Raw genomic sequence first — 20,884 nt, forward strand, 5'->3', positions numbered from 1 at the left:
CCAGGTATGTCAGCGGACAGAGTCGCGCTGCACGTAGCCCGGATCCGAGGTCATGCCGTAGGTGTGGCTGTCCGCCCAAGCGCGCAGATCGGCGGCGGCGTAGACCACGCGCGCCCCGAATTTGCGAAAGCGCGGACCACCGCCGAGCACGCGCTGCTTCTCCAGCGTGCGCGGCGACAGGCGCAGAAAGGCGCCGGCCTCGTCGGTTGTCAGGAACTCCGGATTGGCCGGCGCAGCCGGAACCGCAGCAGGCTGCGGCGCAGCCGCTGCGGCCGTGCGGGAAGGAAACGAACTGCCAACTGCCATGACGGGCTCCATCGCTGTCGATGGGCCGCAAACCGTTCGCGGCCCGATGGAGGCAGTCTCGGAAATCGGGCTCGATCAAGGCAGGGAGAGATTCAGCGCACCGGCTCGTCTCCGGGGTGGTCTGCTGTGGTCTGCGGCACGCCGGCGAGAGCCAAATAGCCGCCGGTCACGTATCCCTGCGCACGCCGCAGCAGGTGGCGCACCTGCGCGCGCAGTTCGCCATCCTCGTGCCAGCGCAGAACGACGGCTTCGAGGCCGAACAAGGCCTGGGCGATGTCCCGGTGCGATGCGCCCGCCTGCGTGGCATCGAGCGCCTGCAGAGCGCGCAGATGCAGCAGCGCGGCGCGGGTGACCGCCCGCGCAGGATCGACCCGGGGCGCATGGCCTTCCAGGGCCTGTGCCTGCGCATGGAAGGCATCGAGCTGGCCCCGCAGGCGCGGCGTCAGCGGCACTGCGCTCACATAGGCAGCACCATCAGCCACGCTGCTCGCCAGCGACAAGCGCATGCGCCGTGCGCTGAGGTCGGCAGTCAGCGACAGGTCCGGGCCGTCAAGCGCCAGGCGCTTGCGGCCGGGAATGCGCCACAGGTCGAAACGGTTGGCTGCGGCGTCGTGCGCATGCGCGGCCCGCACCTGCAGCAATCCGTCCTGGAAGGACAGCCACAGCGGACGCGCAGAGCGCCCGTCGAGACCTGGATCTTCGGCGACATCGCAACCCCCAGCGGGCGAAGGACACTACGCGCCTGCGACGCACCCAATCCATGCCGTAGCCCGGGTGGCGGCGAAGGTACTCCCATGCGACGCCCCAGTCGTCAAGGTTCAGCACGTACAGATAGGCGGCGGTGAGGGCCCAGGGGGCGCGAGGCAGGTCTTCGGGGTTTAGCTTCGTCACAGGAATCCTCCTTAAATGAGGAAACCTGCCACAGGGGAGGGCGCGCAGGGTCGCTTTCGAAGCGACCCTGCATCGCGCCATCGGCGACTACCTGCGACCGGTCAGTCGTTGATCGACCCGTCCCGTTGTGCGTCTGCCAGGTAGCCCGAGAGTGGCTGGCGCGGCTTGAAGTGTGGATCAGCAACGATGCGCATGCCGCGCGGGCCGCGGACGCCTTCGAGGGCCGAGAGGCTGACTTGACCCAGCTCCGGGCTACCGGTGCCGGCATCGCACAGCCCGAAGGCCAGATCCTCGTCGGCATCGAGTTCAGTCAGCAGCCAAGCGGCTCCTGCGTCGAGGGTGTAGAGCTTGACCACAGGCAGGGGGTCGATGGTTTCGCCACGCGTGCGCGCGGCGCCGTTGGCCAACATTCGATGGCGCTGTTCGTCGGTTAGGAATGTCATCGTTATGGCCTGGGGAAATACGAATATAGCTTTCAAATAGAACTGTGCAAGCCGGGGAAGCGCCAGATGTAAGTGCTGCAGCGCTTGCATCAGCGCTGCCACAGTCGTGGTCAGGCGGTATTTTATGAGTTAAAGATAACGTGGTTTTAATTGCTTTAAAACGTAACGCTTCTGTTGATGCAGAAGCAGGGAATACAGCGCGGGCGGCCGACCGGCGCGACGACATTTGAGGCAGGCCCGGCACGGGCCTTCGGAGACGCGGTGCGCGCCTTGCGCACCGAGGATGGTGTTGCCCAGGAAACCCTGGCGCACCAGGCTGGCATCGAGCGTTCGCACATGGGCAAGATCGAGCGCGGCGAGCATATGCCGACCTTGGCGATGATCCTGAAGATCGCGCGGGCGTTGGGCCGTAGCGCTGGCGAACTGATGCTGGAAACCGAAGCGCGTCTTCCCAAGGAAGAGGGCTAGGACGAGATCGGCCGCCGACCGTCGCCGGCGGCCAATGCGTCTTGGCTAGGCCACGATTCGACCGGTGAGACGTGCCTCTCGCGCATAGGTGCTCAAGCGTTTCTGCGCTTCGAAGTGCAAATCCCGTTCAATGGGAAGCCTAAGCCGGCCGCGCACAGTTGCGAGTTCTGCCAGGCTGACCCACCCCAGCTCAGGGTAGCCCAGGCCCAGGTCGCACAGCCCGAATGCATGGTCGTGGTCGTCCGGGTCGATCTCGGTCAGAAGCCAGGTCGCCCCGGCGTCCGGGGTGAACAGCTTGACCACCGGCGCGGGATCGAAGTTGTCCTGTTCGAGGGACTGCCGGCCGTTGGCCAGCAGCTGCGCGCGTTGTTCGTCCGTGATGAGCTTCGTCATGGTCTTCTCCTTGGAAAGAATCAGGGCGGGATTGCCCGAGACCGGAAGCAGCACGGCGCAGCGCAGCCGTCAGGGTTCGGCAGACGGCCGCCAGGCCGCCAGCGTGCACAGCACGCGCAGACCTTGACGGTGAGAACGGCGTGATACGGTGAAGGGAACAGCAAGCCAGCCCGCCCACCAGCGCCACCCAGCTGACTTGGCAAGCGCAGCGCGCAGCGCCAACAGGCGCGAAGGCGTCAGCGATGGAAGCCCGAAGGGACGAGACGCCACTGGCGGCTCGATGCGCAGCACGACAGCGCGGCCGGCATCGCCGGAGACGCACAAAAACGCTTGGGCTGGATGACGGATATGTGGAGAGTCGTAGAGCCGGCGATCCGGCATTCAACAAACCCTCCGAAGCGTAAAGCCGCCTTCACGCATCGCCGTTGAACCGTGGAAGCGCAAAGCCGTGAAAGCGGATTGGCGAGCAGACGCAGATACGGGTTTACTCATTCGGGAACATCCGCAAAGCCGCTAGACAGGTGCCTGCCTGCGACGATCTGCTGTCGCTCAATAACAGCACCGAGCGAATACGATGCCTGCATGGAAGCTCCCCAACAAGAACCGTCGGACGATCCCCTGGAAGCCATGCTCCGTCGGTCCGACGAGCTGCACGAAGCGTTGCTGCACCTGCTCGACGGCGCCGAGTTCGATCCCTCACCTCGTGGCGAGGCCGCCTTCGGCATGTGCTCCGTGGCGCTCGAGCATGGGCTCAGCCTGCGCGCCTTGATGGCGATGGGATTGGCCACGTCGGCGGTCGGCTTGATGCGGCTTCAGTTCGAGGCCTTGACCCGCGCCATGTGGCTGCAATATGCCGCCAGCGATCTGGCCATCGAAAAGCTCAGCGCACCGCTGACCCTGCAGAGCGAGCAGGCCGCGAAGAATCTGCCCTCGGCCAGCGAGATGATTGAGCAGATCGGCAAGCGTGTAGGACCCAACGTGCCCGCGGCCGCGCATCAGATGCTGGCGCACTTCAAGGAGGTGTCGTGGCACTCCTTAAACTCGTTCGTGCACGGCGGCATCCACCCACTGCGCCGCCAGTCCGAGGGCTTTCCGGTCCACCTGGCCCTGCAGATCCTGCGCAATTCCAATGGGTTGCTCACGATGACCGCCATGACCTTGGCGGTCCTGACATGGGATGAAGCGGTCGCCAAGCCCATGAGCAAGATCCAGCCTGCGTTCGCCGACTGCCTGCCCGACCTGTTGAAGTAGCGAAGTGGCAGAAGAAAAGCACCCCGCCAGTGGCGGGGCGCCGAGGGCGACGCTCAGTCGCCCTTGCTGCGCGACCAGATCAGGTTGTGCGCGCCGTCCTCGCCTTCGACCAGGCGGGCGTAGATCGTTGCCGGGAACGACGGGTCATCCAGGGTCACCGAGAGGTAGGGGCGTTCAGCCCGGCTGAGCTTCTTCCACGCCGCGCCGATCTCGAAGTTGCCGGCGACGATGCGGTAGTCCGGGGCGTTCTCGCTTTCCTTGTCGTTGGGCACGATCTTGACCTTGACGTTGAGCGTCAGGGTGCGGACCGTGCCGGTGTAGCTGTCGTTCTGTGCGGTGAAGGTGCCGATGTTGGCCATGATGAAGTCCTTTTGAAGTTGACCAGGTCGCGACCATCGCGGCCTTGGCGTGATCCGATGGGTGAGGGTCCGGGCGCGCCGCATCCCACAGCGAAGCGAAGGGGCCGCAACGCAGTGAAGGACCGGGAGGCCCGAGAAATTTGCCTCGCGAGGAAGACCGCAGGTCGGGGAAATTTGTCGGGCCGGACGGTTGTGGCGAAGAAGCCCGAGGCGGCGCGAAACGAAGTGCAGAGCCGCCGTGCCCTCGCCAGGATTCACGACAAATACAAGGCCGCTGTGGGTGTGATCCTGTACCGAAAGGACGCATGGCCCCAGCAGCATCACCGCTGTAACAGCGCTCCGGCACGGCCCCGAAGCGGTCCCAGTCCATGCCGACTGCGCAATGAAAAGGAAGGAACGATCCCACCGCATCGGCGCTGCGAGTGGATCGGCATTTGTGGCGCGGAAGGAGTGGCGCATCGGAACGCTCTCTTTGAGCCACCGTCGTCTGGCGGACTATTCGCCCGCTTTATTCAAGACGGCTTGCACGACATCCGAGAGCAGCAAGCTGCGTCGTGTCCGCGCTCCGCCACCGGCGGGGTACCCCACTTCTAGGTTCCAGGGCATTGGAGTGCCAATACCTTTGTCGCGATGCGCGACTCCATCTGTGCCCGCTGGACAGCCACCAGCGTGACAGTGGCTTCGCAGACGACCTCGTGCGCATCGTGGGCCTGAACGCGGAATGTCGCGCTCCGGTCCCCCAGCCGTTCAAGCCATCCGCGCAGTCGCAGGGGGGACCCGGGTGGGATCGGCCCTCGATGGTCGATACGGATCGAACGGCCGACCACCACTTCGGCGACGGCATCGACGTGCTGCTGCATCTCACGAATGCAAATGGATTCGACCACCGCCACCAGGTAGCCGGTGGCAAGACATTCGATCAGTCGCTCCGCATACCCGCTTCCGTGCGGAAGCCGCGCGAAAAGCGACTTCGCCGTCTGGTCCGATGGCACGGTGTAGGACTCTTCAAAGAATATCTCGCTGACGCCTTGGTGGTTCATGGGTATCCGGGTGCGGTTGTGAAGGCTCGATCAGCGCGCTGAAAGCGGGCGACCGGTGCTGTTCGATGCTCCCGTGTCCGGCAGGCATTCCCAACCCACCGCAGCGAGCACTGGCGTAGGGAGGCACGCAGGGAGCATTGGGCTTGTGCGTTCCGGAAGTCAAAACGCGCGCGGCAGACCTGCCGCGCGCGTCGCGCCGATTTCTCGATCCCCGGCCTCGCGGCCGGGGAGTCATGAGGATCACGCCATTGCGTGCGCGTCCTCGTGGTTTTCGGCATCGGCCTGCCCCTCAGCAATCGGTTCAGCGCTTGCAACGTCAGCCGGCGTTACCTCCGGGGCGCGGAACATCGCAGGCAGCCAGCCCGTGCCCGCTGCCAGCCGCTCGGCCTCGCTGGCGATCTGCGCCTTCTTGAGTTTGCCGAGCCGGTTCACCTCACCGGACGCGAAGACCTGCACCCCTTCCAGTGCCTTGGCCTTGGAAACGTGATCGAAGTAGCCTGCTGCGGTCGGCGTCCACCACGCGTGCATGTCCAGCCCAACTGCTTGCGCCAGCGCAGCAGCCGGGGCTTCGTCCTCACGCGAAGCGATGGCGGTCACCGTGAAACCAACGCAAACTGCCAGCAGCGACAGCAGCTCGTGCTGTGGCATTGCCAACAACTCGGCGAACAGCGCATCCGGCTCGCTGGGCAGGAGCTTGCCCCAAGCCTCCCGCACCTGTCGCATGCCCACCGCAGCCGGTGCCTCGCCTACGTCCGGCGCGTACTGCTCCAGCCGGTCCTGCGGGTTGGCGGTGATGTTGATGGGCGAACCGTAGTGCGCGTCATGGATAACGCGCAACGCAAGCCGGTGCACCACGGCCACCAGCGCCACATGCGGATGCCGGGCGACCTCGGCCTGCAGGGCGGCGGTGCGATGGGCACTCAGGCGCTTGACCAGTTTCTCCGAAATGGTGAGTTTGGCCTCCTGCCGCCCACTGCCGTCTTCGGCTTCGTCATCCGCACTGTGCCCGCCGCGTTCCTGCTCCCGCAACGCCTTGGCCTGTTCCTCGCGCAGCAGCCCGCGATGCACGATCACGCCGCCCATGTGGTCGAGTGACACCACGGCCCCCGCCGTCGCCATCCCATGCGCCGGATAGACCACCAGCGTGCGCTCGAAGGCTTCCAGCTCACTGCCCAGGCTGTCCATCTCGTCCTGCATGGTCTGCGCCTGCTCCTCCGTCATGTCCTCGTTCTCGTCGTCCAGGCGGTCTTGCAGCTTGCGTTGCTGCGCTTCGAGCTTGGAGATGCGCTTGGCTTCGGCCTTGCTCGGCTCGCGCCGCTTGCTGCGCATCCGCTGGAACTGGTGCAGATCCGCATAAGTGGCACGCGGCGCCACGTCCACCCAACCCCAGCCCTCGGCCTGCACCTGCTCAGCCACCGGCAGGAGCCTTTCCTTCGTCAGCGACTCCAGCAGCGCTGCATCCGTGAGGAAGATGCCGTTCTGCTCGTCCGCGAACAGGTCGCGCCGCACAGCCCCGCCAGCCTGCTCGTAGACCTCAACGCCCACGAACTTCGCGAGCGCATCGCGGCCTGCGTCGATCTCTTTATGCGTGAGGTGGTCGCGCAGCGCCTCCGGGCTGCGCTGCCACTGCGGCGATTCATAGAACGCCGCCTCCTGCGCCGCATGGTCGTCGGTGATAGCAAGGGCCATCAATTGCTCCAACGTCACGGCGCCAGTCCGGTAATCACCCAGCAGGCGCGGCGAGACGTTGGCGAGCTTCAAGCGCCGCTGCACCACCAAGGGCGTCACGCCGAAGTCGGCGGCAATGTCCTCGATGGGGCGTCCCTCGGCCACCAGATCGGCAAAGGCCTCGAACTGGTCGGCCGGATGCATGGCCTCGCGCTGCACGTTCTCGGTCAGGCTCACGGTGCGCGCCGCCGCATCGGACCCCAGCAGGCAGGCCACCTCGAAGTCCTTGGCGAGCTTGCGCCGCTTGACCAGCAGCTTGAGCGCGGCGAGGCGACGGCGACCGGCCACGACCTCGTAATGCTCGCCATCGACAGCCAGCACCACGTTGAGGTTTTGCAGCAGGCCCACGCGGGCGATGCTCACGGCCAGTTCGGGTATTGACGTGCCGCCGCTCTTGCGCACGTTGCGGCTGGAAGGCCGCAGCTTGGACAGCGGAAGCAGCAGCAGTTCCTGCGCAGCCGTGACGGCTGCGACAGCAGCGGCGATGGCGGTGGTTTCGTGAAGGGTAGCGATGTTCATATTGAAATCTCCTGTCCCACACTGGGACGTTGAAAGTGAAGGGAGAAAAAGAGGGAGAGGGTTCAAGGTGTCGGTGTCTGCATGCGCGGCTCTCCTGTGGTTTTCCACCCCAGCCGGATTCCAAGATTCGGAGCCCGGTGTTGGCTTCGGTGGGTTCGGCGCAGTGACCTGGGCTGGTCGCCGTTGCCGCCGTCTTTCCTGAGTTCATCGCCCGCGAAAAACCGTGCCGGCGGGGACTGGCCGTCAAGGAAACAAGCGCAGGGTTGGTGCGGCCCGCAGCCGAAGGCGAGGACACGGCCCTGCGCGCCTTGACGGCCAGGCCCCGGTGGCTACGGTCGCGGGATCAGCGATGAAGGAGGGAAAGACGGAAACCCGGCCAACGGCCAGGGGAGCGACGACCCACGGCCGCGCGGCGAGCGCCCTCGCGCGCCGTAGGCGCCCTAGCTTGGAGGTGGGCAAGCGCGAAGCGCGCATCGGCGACATGCACTGGCCGATCAGGCGCCGCCTGGTCGGCAATACCAAGGGGCGCCAAGCCTGCGCGGCGGGGATTGGCTTCAGCCATTCCCCTCGAGAACCACTGACGACGCGCGCAGCGCGCACGACAAAGAAAGAATCAAAGGGCCCGAAGGCCCCTTCTGTCACAGCAACCCGCGCTCCGCGAAGCTCAGCACCTCGTTGCCCGCCACGATCAGGTGGTCCAGCACCCGCACGTCCACCAGCGCCAGCGCAGTTTTCAGCGTCTGCGTCAGGTGCTCATCGGCCCGCGACGGCTCAGCAACCCCTGACGGATGGTTGTGCACCAGGATCAGCGCTGCCGCATTGCGCGCCAGCGACTCCTTGACCACCTCCCGGGGATAGACCGACGCCTGGCTCACCGTGCCGCGGAACAGTTCGACGTATTCGATCAACCGGTTCTGCGCATCGAGCATCAACACGGCAAACACCTCGTGCTCCAACGCCCCCAGCTTGACCCGCAGGAAGTCGCGCACCGCCTGCGGCGACGACAGCACCTCGCGCCCCTGCAACTGCTGTCCCAGCAGCCGCTGCGCGGCCTGCAGCACCTCGCCGGCGTCCGCCGGCCGGTAGTCGCCCGCGACATCGCGAACCAGAAGAACGGAAGAATCGAAAGAGAAGAGATCGTGTGCCATCGTCGGCTCCGTGAATCGGGCGGGATTGCCCGAGACCGGCACCAGCACGGCGCAGCGCAGTGGTCAGGGTTCGAAGACGGCCGCCAGGACGCAAGCGCACAACCGCAGGGCAGGGCGCGCAGACCTTGACGACGAGAACGGCGTGATACGGTGAAGGGAACAGCAAGCCAGCCCACCGACACACACCGTTGCCGGATTGGCAAGCGAAGCGCGCAGCGCGGACACGCGCGAAGGCGTCAGCGATGGATGCCGGAGGGGCGAGACGCCGCCAGCGGCTCGATGCGCAGCACGACAGCGTGACCCGGCGACGCCGGGTGACGCCAGGTGACGCAAAAGCACCGGTGTTGTTCTAGCAGTCGGCTTGTCCAGCAGCGCCTTGAAAGGACGACACGGTCCCACTTCGTGTGGGGTACAAGACTGCATCGGTCTTAAATCTTGTGTACGGGCTGTCTGTCATGCCGCCGTCAGTTTTGGAACCTAGCCATTCAAACGGCCATCATCGACACATATCTGTTACAAAGTCATATACGGGTTCGCGCTGTGTACGTGGCCCGAGGTCTCGCACAGTGAATGTCGTGCGGATCATCGGCGCCGTCCGTTGATCAAAGTTAAGTAGTGGGTCGCGACAACCCGTCCGCCAACAAAAAGCAAAGGGGCATCCCAGATGGTGTGCAAGGTCCGGTACCTGAACAGCGCGGGGATCATGCCCAGGGAGATCAAGGGCGTCGATGCGCTGGCGAAAGCGTTTCCACCTGAATGGCTGTTTTATGTCGCATTGAACTGCTATCCGCGCAATCAGGATCCGATGGAGATCGACGCGCTGGTCGTGATCGAGGATCAGGTCCTCGTGCTAGAAATCAAAGACTGGAATCCCAAGCTTACCCATCAGAATGATCGATGGTACGTGGGCGGTCAGTCGCGAGGACGCTCTGCCGTGTTGCAGGTGAGCGAGAAGGCCAGGAAGCTGAAATCGGTCTTGGCATCGGAGATCCCCAAGATTAAGGATGCGCTTTGGATCGAACCACGCGTCGTGCTGACCGGGCAGGCAACGCGCGAGCATCTCCATCACACCGAAAAGCCGTATGTGTGGACGCTGACCGAAGCTTGCTCGATCGGAAACACTGCAAACAGGCGACAGTTGCTCCAGCCGCGGCGCATTTCTCTCTTCAAGCTCTACCAGTTCGCCAATGACTTCGACCAGGTCACGGGGAACACCAAGATATTCCAACCACTGGAAGCGGACTGGGCTGGCCATCGCATCATCGAAGGTGACGTCTTCCAGCACCCGCGCGGCGTGTGGCAAGACCACCGCGCTGAACGTAGAGGGGAGCCCCGACTTAAGGCGCTCGTTCGAACTTGGTCGTTTGATCGGCTTCCGCCTGGGCTAAACAGCGGCGATCGACGTCGGCTGATCGCCGATCGCGAAACGAGGGCGTTCGCTCACCTCACTGCGGTAGGGAGCGACCTCATCGAGCGCAACGCGCTGCTGCGAGAGATTGGGCAATCGTCGGAGGAGGTTCTGACCAACCACTTCGAGGTTCGTGCCCTCGGCCACGGATGGCTGACGCTGGACAGATATCTTGAGAAGGCGCGAGACGATCTGGCGAGCTCCGATCGGCTGCTGATCGCAACGGGGCTGCTGAACATCGTCAGCGAACTGCATCGGCGCCTCGTCAGCCATCGCGACCTTGGCCCACGCAGCGTCTGGTTGTCAGGTCCGACATCGATCGCGCTCACGGGTCTCATGTCCTGCCAGATCCCGGATGAACTATCCGTTGTCGACTGGATGACGACCCTGCGAGGGTATGCCCCCGATCTGCCGGAGGATGGCGCTGCCAAGCTTCCCAGCACGGGGTGCCAACGCGACGTGTACCTTGCTGGCTACCTTGTGGGGTGGATCTTGGCTGGCGGCCCGATCAAAAGCCCGGCGGACTTGGACATGTTGGGCGAGGAATTTTTTGCCTTCCGTTCGTGGTTGGGGAAGGCGTTGAGCCCGCATCCGGTAGATCGCTTCCCCGATGCGGGGACGATGACGGACGAGTTCACACGACTCATCGAATCGCAGGCCGCCGGGCACTTCGACCAATCGCTGCTCGATCGGCATGAGACACCAGACATTCCATACCTGCGCTGGGCTGTCACGAGGCAGCTCGTTGGCACTCCGCGCTGTTCCGTCTATGTGAGCACAGCTCCGGACGGTCGAGAGCTCACCGTCAAGATCTGGAACGGACTCGCCAGGGGACTCTCTGCCGCCACAGACCTCGCATTGCTGCGTCTGCTCGACAGCGCCAGCAGAATCATGTCCGCGCCGACCGCGGCGCTGCCGCGATTCATTGACGTGGGACTGTCGCCTATCGGTCCCTTCGTTGTGTACGAGCACGAGACCGGGCTGCCGCTGGATCAACTTGGGCTGCTAAACGCCGGCGAACTTCTCGCTGTCTGCGCCAAGCTGATGGCAGCCGTCGCGGCGCTTCATGAACTCGGCTGCGACCACGGCGACATCGCGCAGCGCAATGTCATCTACGACGAGGCGTCGTCAAGGCTTTGTCTGATCGACCCGTTCGACATCTCGCCAGTCGGCGACGGGTCTGTCAGGACCCCCATGTTGTGTCCGGCCAACTGGGAGCGACTGAGCCAGCAGGCGATAGACCGATACGCGGTGCTGAGGATCGTTGCCGACCTGGTGGCCAACCGAACCGAAGACTGTTTCGGACCGCTGCGCGAGACGCTAGCGGAGGATTTGGGACGGCCGGTCGTCGAGACCCTCGAGGTCGCGGTGGCGGCGGTTCATCGCGCATCGACCGTGCTCGTGGAGCCTGCCGCGCGGTCGTTCGTATTGACTTCGCGAGTCTTTGAGATGGGGACGCATCGAATCGAGCCCTCGGAGTATCTGGTGAATCGCGCAAAGCGTGACCGGGGAACGTCTCGATATCACCTGACCTCGGCGAACCAACAGTTCGCGTTCGAAGGGGCTGGTGACAAGCTCGTGCGATGGTTTCACAACCCAGTGAATTTTCTGACGCTGGCCCACGAATCACTGGGTGCGACCAAGATCAAGCTGCAATTGACGCTGCGACATGGTCCGGAAGAAGGGCTGCTCGAACTGTTCGAGTATGTGCAGAGCGTGGCCATCGTGGGCTCGCCCGCCGAAGCGGACGATGGCGAGGCGCTTCCAACTTTCCGGGTTGCCAGTCATTGGCAACGGCTCATGGACTTGGAGGCAAACGACCGCATCGAGCTTCGACTCACCCGAGAGGTCGCTGCCCGCGAAGGCGTGGTCGTGTTCCGTTTCCAGAACCTGGGCAAGGCGTTCGACTTCGATCCAGACGACATCGTCGATGTTTACTCAGAAGGCAACAGACGGATTGGTGAAGTCGATCATGCGCTCAGCGACTTCGCAGGAACACTTGCAATCCGCTATGCGACTCGCAAGTTGACAGCAGGCGACAGCATCTTTCTCGCGGACCGCAGGGAGCGAACTTCCATCGATCGCCGCGCCAAGGCGGTCCGACGCATTCTCGACGGCGCGTCGGCCATTCCCGAACTGATTGACTACTTCGATCCGCGCGTCGAAGCCGTGCCCGTCGACTTCGAAGGCAAGATCCCTGACGACGAACTAACTGCCTACGGCCTTAACGAAGGCCAGAACGCCGCGTTTCGGGCCTTCCTCAGCACGGGCCCGGTCGGGTTGCTGCAGGGACCACCAGGCACTGGCAAGACGCGGTTCATCGCCTCGTTCGCCCACTGGCTGATCACACGGGGAGGGGCCAAGAGAATCCTCATCGCAAGTCAATCGCATGAGGCGGTGAATAACGTAATCGACTCACTGGTACTGCTGTACAAGCGGCATGGCGACAAGCCAAACCTGCTGCGCATTGGCTCAAAGGGCATCACCGAGCGTATCCGCCCGTACCATACGGCAGAGTTAAGGGAGAGGTACCGGCTCCGATTCGAAGGCGCGCTACGGTTTAGATTTTCGCAGTTGGCTTCCGCGAAGGGGATTCCAGCGGGAATTGCCAAGGATGTCGTGGTGTTGGATCAAGCAATTGGCACTCTGGCCAGACGCTGTGCGCAGTTGCAGTTGCTGGCTGCGCAGGAGACCGACGAACTTGCGGTCGACCGGGAGAGATCTCGCGTGCAGCTCGAACGCGCCGGCGCCGCGTTCGAAGAGGCTGCGCGTGCCAGCTTGAATCGTCGGGTGGACAGGTCGCGGCCCCTTGAAGAGCTTGATGAAGCATTCGCCAGCTTGCTTCAGGGACATCCCGGGGCATCTCCGGCCGACCTTACTTCCGCACGGGAAATTCTTGCGCTCACACAGGACTGGCTGTCGTCGCTCGCTTCGCCACAGCGCAATTTCGAGGAGTTCTTGGCCAAGACCCGTTCGATCATCACGGCAACGTGCGTTGGGGTTGGGCAAACCCGAATTCGCATCGACTCTCAGACGTTCGACTGGGTCATCGTGGACGAGGCCGCGCGATGCACGCCCAGCGAGCTTGCTGTTCCCATCCAACTCGGGCGCAGAGTGCTTCTTGTCGGTGACCACCTGCAACTGATGCCGATGATTGGCCGCGAACTGCTTGATCAACTGCAAGAAGATCGTCCAGACATCGCACGCGAACAGTTCGCCGCCAGCGACTTCGAGCGCTCGTTCAACTCAGCATACGGGCGCTCTGCCGGACAGCGATTGACGGAGCAGTACCGGATGGACCCTGCGATCTGCAAGATGGTCTCGTCCTGCTTTTATGAGCCAAATGACGTGATGCTTCGTACCTCCGACGCGCGTTCGTCGGATTTCATGGTAGGTGCCGATGCCCCGGACTGGTTGCGCAGGCCTATGACCTGGATCGACACCTCGGAAGAGCGAAACCCATTGGAAGTGAAACTTCCAGGTCAAACGACGCTTCACAACGACGCTGAGGTGGCGACGATCGTTCGTTTGCTGGAGTCCCTTGCCACCCAGAGGGAACTCGTCGATCAACTCGCCAAGGGCGACGACGAGTCCCCCATTGGCATCATCTGCATGTACTCCGGTCAGAAGGCCAAGATCGAGATGGCTGTCGCGCGGCACACCTGGGATGCGAAGTTCCGCCGCCTGCTGCGAATCGACACGGTCGATGCGTACCAGGGCAAGGAGAACACCATCGTCATCCTCTCCCTTGTCCGGTCGAACAAGCATGGCGAGATCGGTCACGTGGGCTCGAACAATCGATGCAACGTTGCCGTGTCGAGGGCGAAGGAGCGACTGATTGTCGTGGGATCGGCTCCGATGTGGACGGAGCCGCGATCCACATCGCCCATGGGACGGGTGCTCACCTTCATGTCGGCCTTCCCGGTCGGGGCCAAGGTCGTGAAAGCCGGAGAGACCGAATGAATGATCTTGACCTTTCCGAACCGGTGCAGGTGAGTTCCTTTGGATTCAACGTGCCCTGTCGCGAGTTTCTCATCGCTGCCCAGGTGACTCGCGACAAGCGCATGCCGATGGTCGATGAGTTCGCACTGAGGGCGTTAAACCTGTGCGAAAGCGTCAGCGCCTCCCGATTGGCGCGCTTCTTCGGTTTCAGCCAGACTGAGATGGAGATCGTGCTTGCCGATCTCCAGGCTCGGACGTTGATCACGCTGGAAGGCAACGAAGTTTCGCTCCACGCGACGGGCAAGGAACTGTTTCGCACCGCGGGGGAAGGACCACCCGTGATCACCGATGTCGAGAGCTTCCCCGCCCGCATCTGGTTCGATTTGATCAGCAAGAACATGATCCGGTCGCGGGGGTTGCATAACGTCAAGAACCTGATCGGCCTGACGCCTTCGCTCGGTCGAGCGGACATTCCGGAGAGCTTTGCCCGCGAGGCGTTCCACGACAACTTCCGCGACTATCTGCGCTTGATCCGGCGTATCAAGAACCCGGAGGCTTGGGGCCTGTACGCAATATCCGACGTTGCACCAGGACGTTTCAGCTATGCGCAGATTTCCGGCAAGCAATCACTTGTCCTTGGTAGCCAGCCAAAGCTGGAGACGACCCTGATCGAGACAGAGACTGATCGGCCGCAGAAGCTGCGTCTTCTGACCGACGCGATGAGCCAAGCCCTGAAAAGTCTGAGTGATCCCGTTCCGACGGCCGCTTCGCGCTCCGAATATGCGCGATTGACCTATTCGACGTTCATCGACGAGTCAATTGACGCTGACGGCTTCGTGGACCTGAAAGCGTGGCTGGACCGGGAACGGGCGAGCGACGATTCCGAGGTGACCTTCATCGTCGGGAGTTCTTGCCTGGAACGCAATCGAAAGAGCCTGACGGCGCTGATCGCACGTCATAGCGAAGGTGGTCAGGCTTCGCAAGCGTGGGATCTGTTCTGGTTCAGACCTGGTGGCACGATCTGGGGACTGTCAGAAGACCTACAGACCATGATTGGCGAGTTGAGGGCCATGTCCCGCCGAAGCCCATCGGGCGAAGGCGGATTGGTCACAACATTGATAGCGCCTGCGTCTGTCAGTTCGGACAGCGTCAAACGGTTCGACAGGATCTTCGACCGCGGCCTGGGCGCGCGCGCAGGCCGGAGTAGTCCGTCGATCGAGGTGCTGCTCATTCGTGGCCTTTGCGCCGTTGTTTCCGTACTCGTGCCGCTGGCGAAGGGTGTCGACGTTTGGATCGGGCGTATCACCGTCAAACCCACTGACATTGCTCGGATCGCGGAGCGTCTACGTCCGGACGAGCCGGAACCTGAACTGGTTTCCCTGTGGACAGAGAATCGAACGCGACCTCGACCTAACGCACCCTCGGAAGCCTGAGAAGGAACGAATTCTTCGGATAGCGGGTGAGGGTCTCGCCACGGCCACATCATTCGGGGTTGCCCGTAGGATTTCGCATATCATTTTCGATATAATTCATGGATGGGAATTGCTGAGACGATCGTTGCTGGTGCACGAAGCGATCCGCGCGTGCGCGGCGGCGCTTCTGTTCGGCGTGCGTCTTCGGCACGTACTCGCTGCAAATCCGCGCAAGAGGGTCATATGCAAAAGCTCAAGGAAGTGCAGTCCAATTTACTGGAAGACAGGGTCAGTGGAGACGTGTCTGCATCACTCGACGTAGAGCACGCGTTGGCCGAAGCAATTGCCAAGGCGCGCGGTCGCGCAGGTCTGACGCAGGAAGAGGTTGCTCAACGCATGCAAACTACGCAGAGCAACATCGCCCGTCTCGAGGCCGGTCGCACCATTCCTTCGACCAGAACGCTCAAAAAATTCGCAGCCGCCATTGGCGCGCGCCTAAATATTACCTTCGAGCGAACCGACCGTTAAGTCGCGTTGTTCGAAAAGCCGCCCAAAACATACATGCTCATTGAACAGACCACTGCTGCGGCAGTATCCCCGGTGGCAGTTGACGCCCCTTTGGACACCACGGAACTGTGGGATGAGGTAGTTGCCTCTGTGCGCGCGGAATACCTGTCCGACGTTCAGGACTATCCTTGGATCATCGGTTTTTCCGGAGGCAAGGATTCAACCGTTGTTGCGCAAGCTGTCTTCGAGGCGCTGCTCCAGATTCCGCCGTCGCGCCGAAAGCGGCATGTTCACGTCGTCTCGAACGATACGCAGGTGGAAAGTCCGCTCGTCATGGCACATCTCGCGAAGGTGCAGGCGGCGCTGAGAGAAATGGCTGAGAGCTTGCGTTTGCCGGTAACAGTGGTCACGACCCGGCCAGCCGCTGATAAGACTTTCTGGACATTGCTCATCGGCAAGGGTTATCCAAGTCCGAATCAGACGATGCGTTGGTGTACCGACCGGCTCAAAATTCAGCCTACCAGCCGCTACATCCTCGACAACGTGTCTGCGCATGGGGCTGCAATCGTGGCGCTCGGCGTGCGGCTGGACGAGAGCGACAGTCGGCGCAATTCAATCAACAAATTTCGGAATCTCGCAGACTCAAATTTGACGCCGCACTCGGAGTTGCCGGGGGCGTTTATCTACCGGCCTATCGTCCATCTGACGATTGACGACGTGTGGGAGGTGTTGGGTGAGCGTGAGCCTCCTTGGGGCGGTACGCACCGCGATCTGATTCAACTTTACAGAGACGCGGAGGGTGGCGAGTGCCCCGTGGTTCTGAGCAAGGATGAGGCCCCAGGCTGTGGGACCGCTAACAGTCGCTTCGGCTGCTGGACGTGTACCGTTGTTGAGAAGGACAAGAGCCTTCAAGGATTTGTGGATTCAGGCAACCATCACTTTTCGGCGCTCATTGAATTTCGGCAATGGCTAAAAGACATCCGCAACGATCCGCGCTACCGATCGGTTGAACGCCGCAACGGCGAGATTCGTTTCAATCCGCGCGGCGAGCAGATTCAACATGTACCAGGCCCGTTCACGATCCAGGCGCGGAAGATGATTCTCGACAGATTACTTGCGACGCAGGCCGAGTATGGCGATGAACTCATCTCTCGAGACGAGATCGAGCGGATTCATACGATATGGGCCGAGGAAATAAGCCGGCCGGTCAAACAACGAGGAGGAGAGTGATGAGTGATGTTTTTCTCGGTGACCTGCCGCTCTGGTCAGACCCTGGTGCACGCGCCGTCTTGGAACAGTTGTGTCTTAAGCACGGCGTGCCCATGGATGTCCTTGAGGATTTGGTGGGCATCCAACGCGAGCGTTCGGGCGAGGAGCGTGCACGCAACGTGTACCCGCGCATTGAAGAAACCCTCAGCCGCATGGACTGAAAGCACAACTACGCCATGTGGATTGCAAAGATTGAACTGTTTAACTTCAAGAGTTACCAACATCAGACATTCGAATTCCCCCAGCCGCGAGCGGGCAGGAATATCGTGTTGATTGGCGGTATGAACGGCTACGGAAAGACGTCGGTATTGGAGGCACTTTACCTCGGGCTATACGGCAAGGAAGCGGTCGAGCACCTGGGCCGCGCAGGGCTGAAGGATGACGTCGGCTATCGAAAATTCGTAGAGCGCGCTTTACACGGGACGGCTATCCGCACTGGGCGCGACTCAATGTGGGTGAAGCTCCAAATCAATCAGTCGAAGGCCGAAGGGTTTGAGGTCACTCGCAAGTGGTTCTTCAGCCGATCGGGCGACTGGACGGGAGAAGATGAGGTAGTCATCTATGAAGTCCGGGATGGAATACGAGGTCGGGCACTTGCCTCTGACCGCCTCCCCGAATTGCTTGACCAGCGCTTCATACCTGCGCACGTTGCCCCTTTCTTCTTCTTTGATGGCGAGGAAGTGAAGAAACTTGCCGATCAAAGCCGCGGCGACCAGATCCGCACCGGTATCGAAGGGTTGCTCGGCGTGGTCTTGCTGCGCAAGCTGAAGAAGCGGCTGGAGGAATTCCAGACGAACCGATCCACTGGCATTTCAGTCATGGATGAACAAAAGCATCGTGAGCTGTTCGAAACTTTATCTCATCACGAGCGTGACTACGAAGAAGCTGAGCGCAAACAGCATGCGCTGGATGAGTCGGTAAAGAGCTTGCAGGTTCAACGTACGGACCTCACCAATCGGATGATGCAGCTTGGCGCTGGCGCGGGTGATGTAGCCAGCGTGTCAGACGTGGTCAAGCAGCAGGCTGACGCCGAGACGGAGCTCAAAGTCACTGAGGATGCTCTAGACGATCTAGTTGCAAGCAAGCTTCCTTTCCATTTGGTGGCGCGCGACCTGATGGAAGGACTCGCAAAGCAGGTGCAGGAGGAAATTGCTCGCGATAGCTGGGACTCTCGCAAGCGAAGCCTGGAGCCCGAGAAGGCCAAGTTCATTGGGACGTTCTATGCAACAACCGAGCCACCACTCAGCCCGGAACTGACCTCGGAGCAAGAGGCCGCGTTGCAGGCCCGTCTGAACGCTGCATGGGAAAGCTTGTTCTATCCGATGCCGGCGGGCTGCGCCGAGACCGTGGTGCATGAGTACCTCGGCCCCAAGCGTGCGGCCCTGCTTCAGTCGATGAATGGCCTGCGCATGGGAGCACAGGATGTGCTCGGTCTGGTGGCCAAGCGTGAATCACTGCAGAAGAAGATTCGCGAATTGATCAACCGCTACACCAAGATCGAAGGCGTGGACCGTGACGGCTCGCTTGCGAAGCTGAACGGGGAACTGACTGCGGTGAATGCGACGCTGGATCAACGTCAGAGGGAACTGGGCGACGTTGAGCGACAGATGTCTGGGCTCAAGGGCACCATCGATCAGGAACGCGCGCTCTACGCTCGCGAGCATGAAAAATTTGTCCAAGCGAATCCGGTCAAATCGATGGTCGGTAGGGCAGAGCGCGTATGTAACCTCATCAACGAATTGATCCCGCAGCTCTATGCACTTAAGGTGGAGCAACTCGCTGAGGCAATGACGGGGGTCTACAAGAAGCTCGCGCACAAAAAGCAGGTGAATCGAATCCACATCGATGAATCGGGCAGGACCACGATCCTGAGCAAAGAGGGCGAGGAGATTCCGTTCGATAAATCTGCAGGAGAGAATCAGGTGTTCGCGACTGCGCTGCTCGCGGGCCTTGCTGACATCTCCGGTATCGATGCTCCGCTGGTGGTCGATACCCCATTGGGTCGTCTCGACAGCACGCATCGAGCGAACATTCTCAAATACTGGGTTTCCGACAAGAAGCGGCAAGTGATCCTGCTGTCGCAGGACAAGGAAATCGACCGCGAGACCTACGCGGCGATGGAGCCCAACGTCGGCATGACGTACTTGCTGCAGCACGCCGAGATCGGTAGCGGCGTTGGCCGCACGACGGCCATCGAGAATGAATACTTCGTGGAGCTGACGCAATGAGCGCGGTCACCTTGGAACAGGTGCTCCTCGCAGGCTTTCAGACGTCGGCCGAAGCAGACAAACGCACCGAGCAGCTTCGTTCAAGTCTTGGCCTCCAGGCAAGGAACCGCGTTGCGCGCCTCGCCATCGGGCGGTCGCTTTCAGAGAGCACGTATCCGACCGGCAGCTTAGATGGGGCGGGAAAGTCGATCAAAGGTGATGTGCTGTTTGGCCTCGAAGAGCTCCCGCTCTGGGTCGGCTTGCTGTTCACCCACCTGCGCCGCACCGACCCTCGGGCCGAAATGACGCTATCGACGTTGCAGGACCTTGTCAGGCGGCATTGGAATCGCGGCATTGCACTGCTGTTTGAAGATTGGGAAGAGGCAGGCGAGGACTACAACAAGTTCGTCGATGTGCTCGTGCGGCGACGAGCGAACCTTCCGGAAACCGGAGGAGTGAGTCCAACAGCAACTGCGGATATCGCTGGGACCCAGTGGGAAGGGCCGGGGCGCGACCCCTCACCCGTCATCGTCGATCTTGGGCGGACTGTTGACGCCGATGGGCCGTTCCGGTGGACGGTCAACGGGGTCGGATATTCACCGCATGTGGCGGTCATGGGCCAAGCTGGTTCCGGCAAGACGCGCACCATGCTTGAGATGATCGCCCAAGTGCGTAAACAGAGCGGCGCGCCAGTGATTGTGCTGGACCTTGGCAAGGGCGACCTTGCCAATCGGCACGACTTTATAAACGCAATCGGCGCACGCGTCGTCCGTGTGCCCGACGAGCCCATACCACTCGATATGTTCTTCGGATCGGACGAGTCGGACCTAACTGCTTCGGACGCCATCATGGGCTTCCGCGACTCGTTCGCGAAGGTGATGCAGAGCAAGGCAGGGGCTGTGCAGTTGGAGACCGTGAAGGACGCGCTTCGTCCGCTCTTCTCGATGCGCAAGCAGATCAGCCTCGAAGATGTGGGGCAAACGCTCCGCGACTTTTATCAAGATCGAGGGCTGAAGACAGACAGCGTGATTTCGACCATCAGCGATCTGACAGAGCGAACAATCTTTCGTCCGGAGATGCCACCCTCGCGTTTCTTCGCGCAAAGTTGGATCATCACGTTTGCAGGCGCGCACGACACGCAGAAGAATCTCGCTGCTTATATGCTTCTCGATGCGCTCAACACATTCCTCAAGCGCACGAGCGAAGCACCGCAGGATGCGGAGGGCCATCGTGCTATTCGTGCGGTGCTTGCGGTCGATGAAGCTCGTCATCTGCTTGCTTCTCGGCATAAGGCGCTGTCAGACAACATACGGCTGCACAGATCCAAGGGCCTCATGGTGGCACTTGCCTCGCAGAGTCCAGACGACTATGACGGGGCAGGTGACGATCACCTTGAAAACATCGGTCTTCCAATCTGCTTCAAGACGAACGCGGCGAGCAACCAGGTGTTGCAGAACATGTTCCGAAAGAAGGTCAGCTTTGCGGCGTTGCCGACCGGTGTATTCATGACGGTCAAGGACTCGAAGCCCATCAAGGTGAAGGCGTTCTAGCGATCACGCATTCGGTGAGATTATTCCCGCCGAGCTTGGCGGT

17 protein-coding genes are annotated in these 20,884 nt (G+C 61.8%); 9 read left to right on the top strand and 8 right to left on the bottom strand.

Annotation, left to right across the window (positions count from 1 at the left end; genetic code table 11):
* Positions 1-9: 9 nt before the first annotated feature.
* The 3 genes from ABL840_RS17690 to ABL840_RS17700 form a co-directional block, all read right to left on the bottom strand.
* A complete protein-coding gene (locus tag ABL840_RS17690) occupies positions 10-306 on the bottom strand; it encodes a helix-turn-helix transcriptional regulator (RefSeq protein WP_093303041.1) in 297 nt (98 codons plus the stop codon).
* A gap of 92 nt (positions 307-398) precedes the next feature.
* Positions 399-938, bottom strand: a complete 540-nt coding sequence (locus ABL840_RS17695; RefSeq protein WP_418116369.1) for a DUF2285 domain-containing protein — start codon at positions 936-938, stop codon at positions 399-401.
* Positions 939-1,298: 360 nt separating this feature from the next.
* Entirely contained in the window at positions 1,299-1,640 is a 342-nt protein-coding gene (locus ABL840_RS17700; protein WP_093303308.1) for a DUF2958 domain-containing protein, read from the bottom strand.
* A 177-nt stretch (positions 1,641-1,817) separates the two neighbouring features.
* Here ABL840_RS17700 and ABL840_RS17705 point away from each other — a divergent pair, with 177 nt between their 5' ends.
* The gene (locus ABL840_RS17705; protein ID WP_093303043.1) at positions 1,818-2,108 is read left to right on the top strand and encodes a helix-turn-helix domain-containing protein; all 291 of its coding nucleotides are present in this window, start codon (positions 1,818-1,820) and stop codon (positions 2,106-2,108) included.
* Positions 2,109-2,153: 45 nt separating this feature from the next.
* Here ABL840_RS17705 and ABL840_RS17710 read toward each other — a convergent pair whose 3' ends face one another.
* Positions 2,154-2,501 carry a DUF2958 domain-containing protein gene (locus ABL840_RS17710; RefSeq protein WP_093303046.1) on the bottom strand — a complete coding sequence of 116 codons (348 nt, stop codon included), beginning with the start codon at positions 2,499-2,501 and terminating at the stop codon, positions 2,154-2,156.
* 582 nt (positions 2,502-3,083) lie between these two features.
* On the opposite strand from ABL840_RS17710, the gene ABL840_RS17715 reads away from it, so the two are divergent.
* Entirely contained in the window at positions 3,084-3,752 is a 669-nt protein-coding gene (locus ABL840_RS17715) for a DUF6988 family protein (RefSeq protein WP_093303048.1), read from the top strand.
* A 53-nt stretch (positions 3,753-3,805) separates the two neighbouring features.
* Here the strand turns inward: ABL840_RS17715 and ABL840_RS17720 are convergent, their stop codons facing one another.
* The 4 genes from ABL840_RS17720 to radC form a co-directional block, all read right to left on the bottom strand.
* The gene (locus tag ABL840_RS17720) at positions 3,806-4,111 is read right to left on the bottom strand and encodes a DUF736 domain-containing protein (protein ID WP_076196773.1); all 306 of its coding nucleotides are present in this window, start codon (positions 4,109-4,111) and stop codon (positions 3,806-3,808) included.
* Between the two features lie 590 nt (positions 4,112-4,701).
* Complete coding sequence (locus tag ABL840_RS17725) at positions 4,702-5,151, bottom strand: thioesterase family protein (protein ID WP_093303051.1); 450 nt, start codon at positions 5,149-5,151, stop codon at positions 4,702-4,704.
* Positions 5,152-5,391: 240 nt separating this feature from the next.
* Positions 5,392-7,398, bottom strand: coding sequence for a ParB/RepB/Spo0J family partition protein (locus tag ABL840_RS17730; RefSeq protein WP_093303053.1), 2,007 nt, complete (start codon positions 7,396-7,398; stop codon positions 5,392-5,394).
* Positions 7,399-8,036: 638 nt separating this feature from the next.
* A complete protein-coding gene (gene radC / locus ABL840_RS17735; protein WP_093303056.1) occupies positions 8,037-8,546 on the bottom strand; it encodes a RadC family protein in 510 nt (169 codons plus the stop codon).
* A 664-nt stretch (positions 8,547-9,210) separates the two neighbouring features.
* On the opposite strand from radC, the gene ABL840_RS17740 reads away from it, so the two are divergent.
* From ABL840_RS17740 to ABL840_RS17770, 7 genes are all read left to right on the top strand, one after another.
* Entirely contained in the window at positions 9,211-13,917 is a 4,707-nt protein-coding gene (locus tag ABL840_RS17740) for an AAA domain-containing protein (RefSeq protein ID WP_093303058.1), read from the top strand.
* Positions 13,914-15,329, top strand: coding sequence for a hypothetical protein (locus tag ABL840_RS17745; protein WP_093303061.1), 1,416 nt, complete (start codon positions 13,914-13,916; stop codon positions 15,327-15,329). The genes ABL840_RS17740 and ABL840_RS17745 overlap by 4 nt, the downstream gene beginning before the upstream one ends.
* Before the next feature lie 222 nt (positions 15,330-15,551).
* Complete coding sequence (locus ABL840_RS17750; RefSeq protein ID WP_093303063.1) at positions 15,552-15,836, top strand: helix-turn-helix domain-containing protein; 285 nt, start codon at positions 15,552-15,554, stop codon at positions 15,834-15,836.
* A 33-nt stretch (positions 15,837-15,869) separates the two neighbouring features.
* Positions 15,870-17,045, top strand: coding sequence for a DNA phosphorothioation system sulfurtransferase DndC (dndC, locus tag ABL840_RS17755; protein WP_093303066.1), 1,176 nt, complete (start codon positions 15,870-15,872; stop codon positions 17,043-17,045).
* Positions 17,045-17,245 (top strand): DNA modification system-associated small protein, encoded by a 201-nt coding sequence (locus tag ABL840_RS17760; RefSeq protein ID WP_093303069.1) that lies wholly within the window; start codon positions 17,045-17,047, stop codon positions 17,243-17,245. The genes dndC and ABL840_RS17760 overlap by 1 nt, the downstream gene beginning before the upstream one ends.
* Positions 17,246-17,260: 15 nt before the next feature.
* Positions 17,261-19,312 carry a DNA sulfur modification protein DndD gene (dndD, locus tag ABL840_RS17765; protein WP_093303071.1) on the top strand — a complete coding sequence of 684 codons (2,052 nt, stop codon included), beginning with the start codon at positions 17,261-17,263 and terminating at the stop codon, positions 19,310-19,312.
* Positions 19,309-20,841, top strand: coding sequence for a DndE family protein (locus ABL840_RS17770; protein ID WP_093303074.1), 1,533 nt, complete (start codon positions 19,309-19,311; stop codon positions 20,839-20,841). The genes dndD and ABL840_RS17770 overlap by 4 nt, the downstream gene beginning before the upstream one ends.
* Positions 20,842-20,884 lie beyond the last annotated feature (43 nt).

Source organism: Variovorax sp. NFACC27, assembly GCF_048301545.1.
Classification (GTDB): domain Bacteria; phylum Pseudomonadota; class Gammaproteobacteria; order Burkholderiales; family Burkholderiaceae_C; genus Variovorax; species Variovorax gossypii.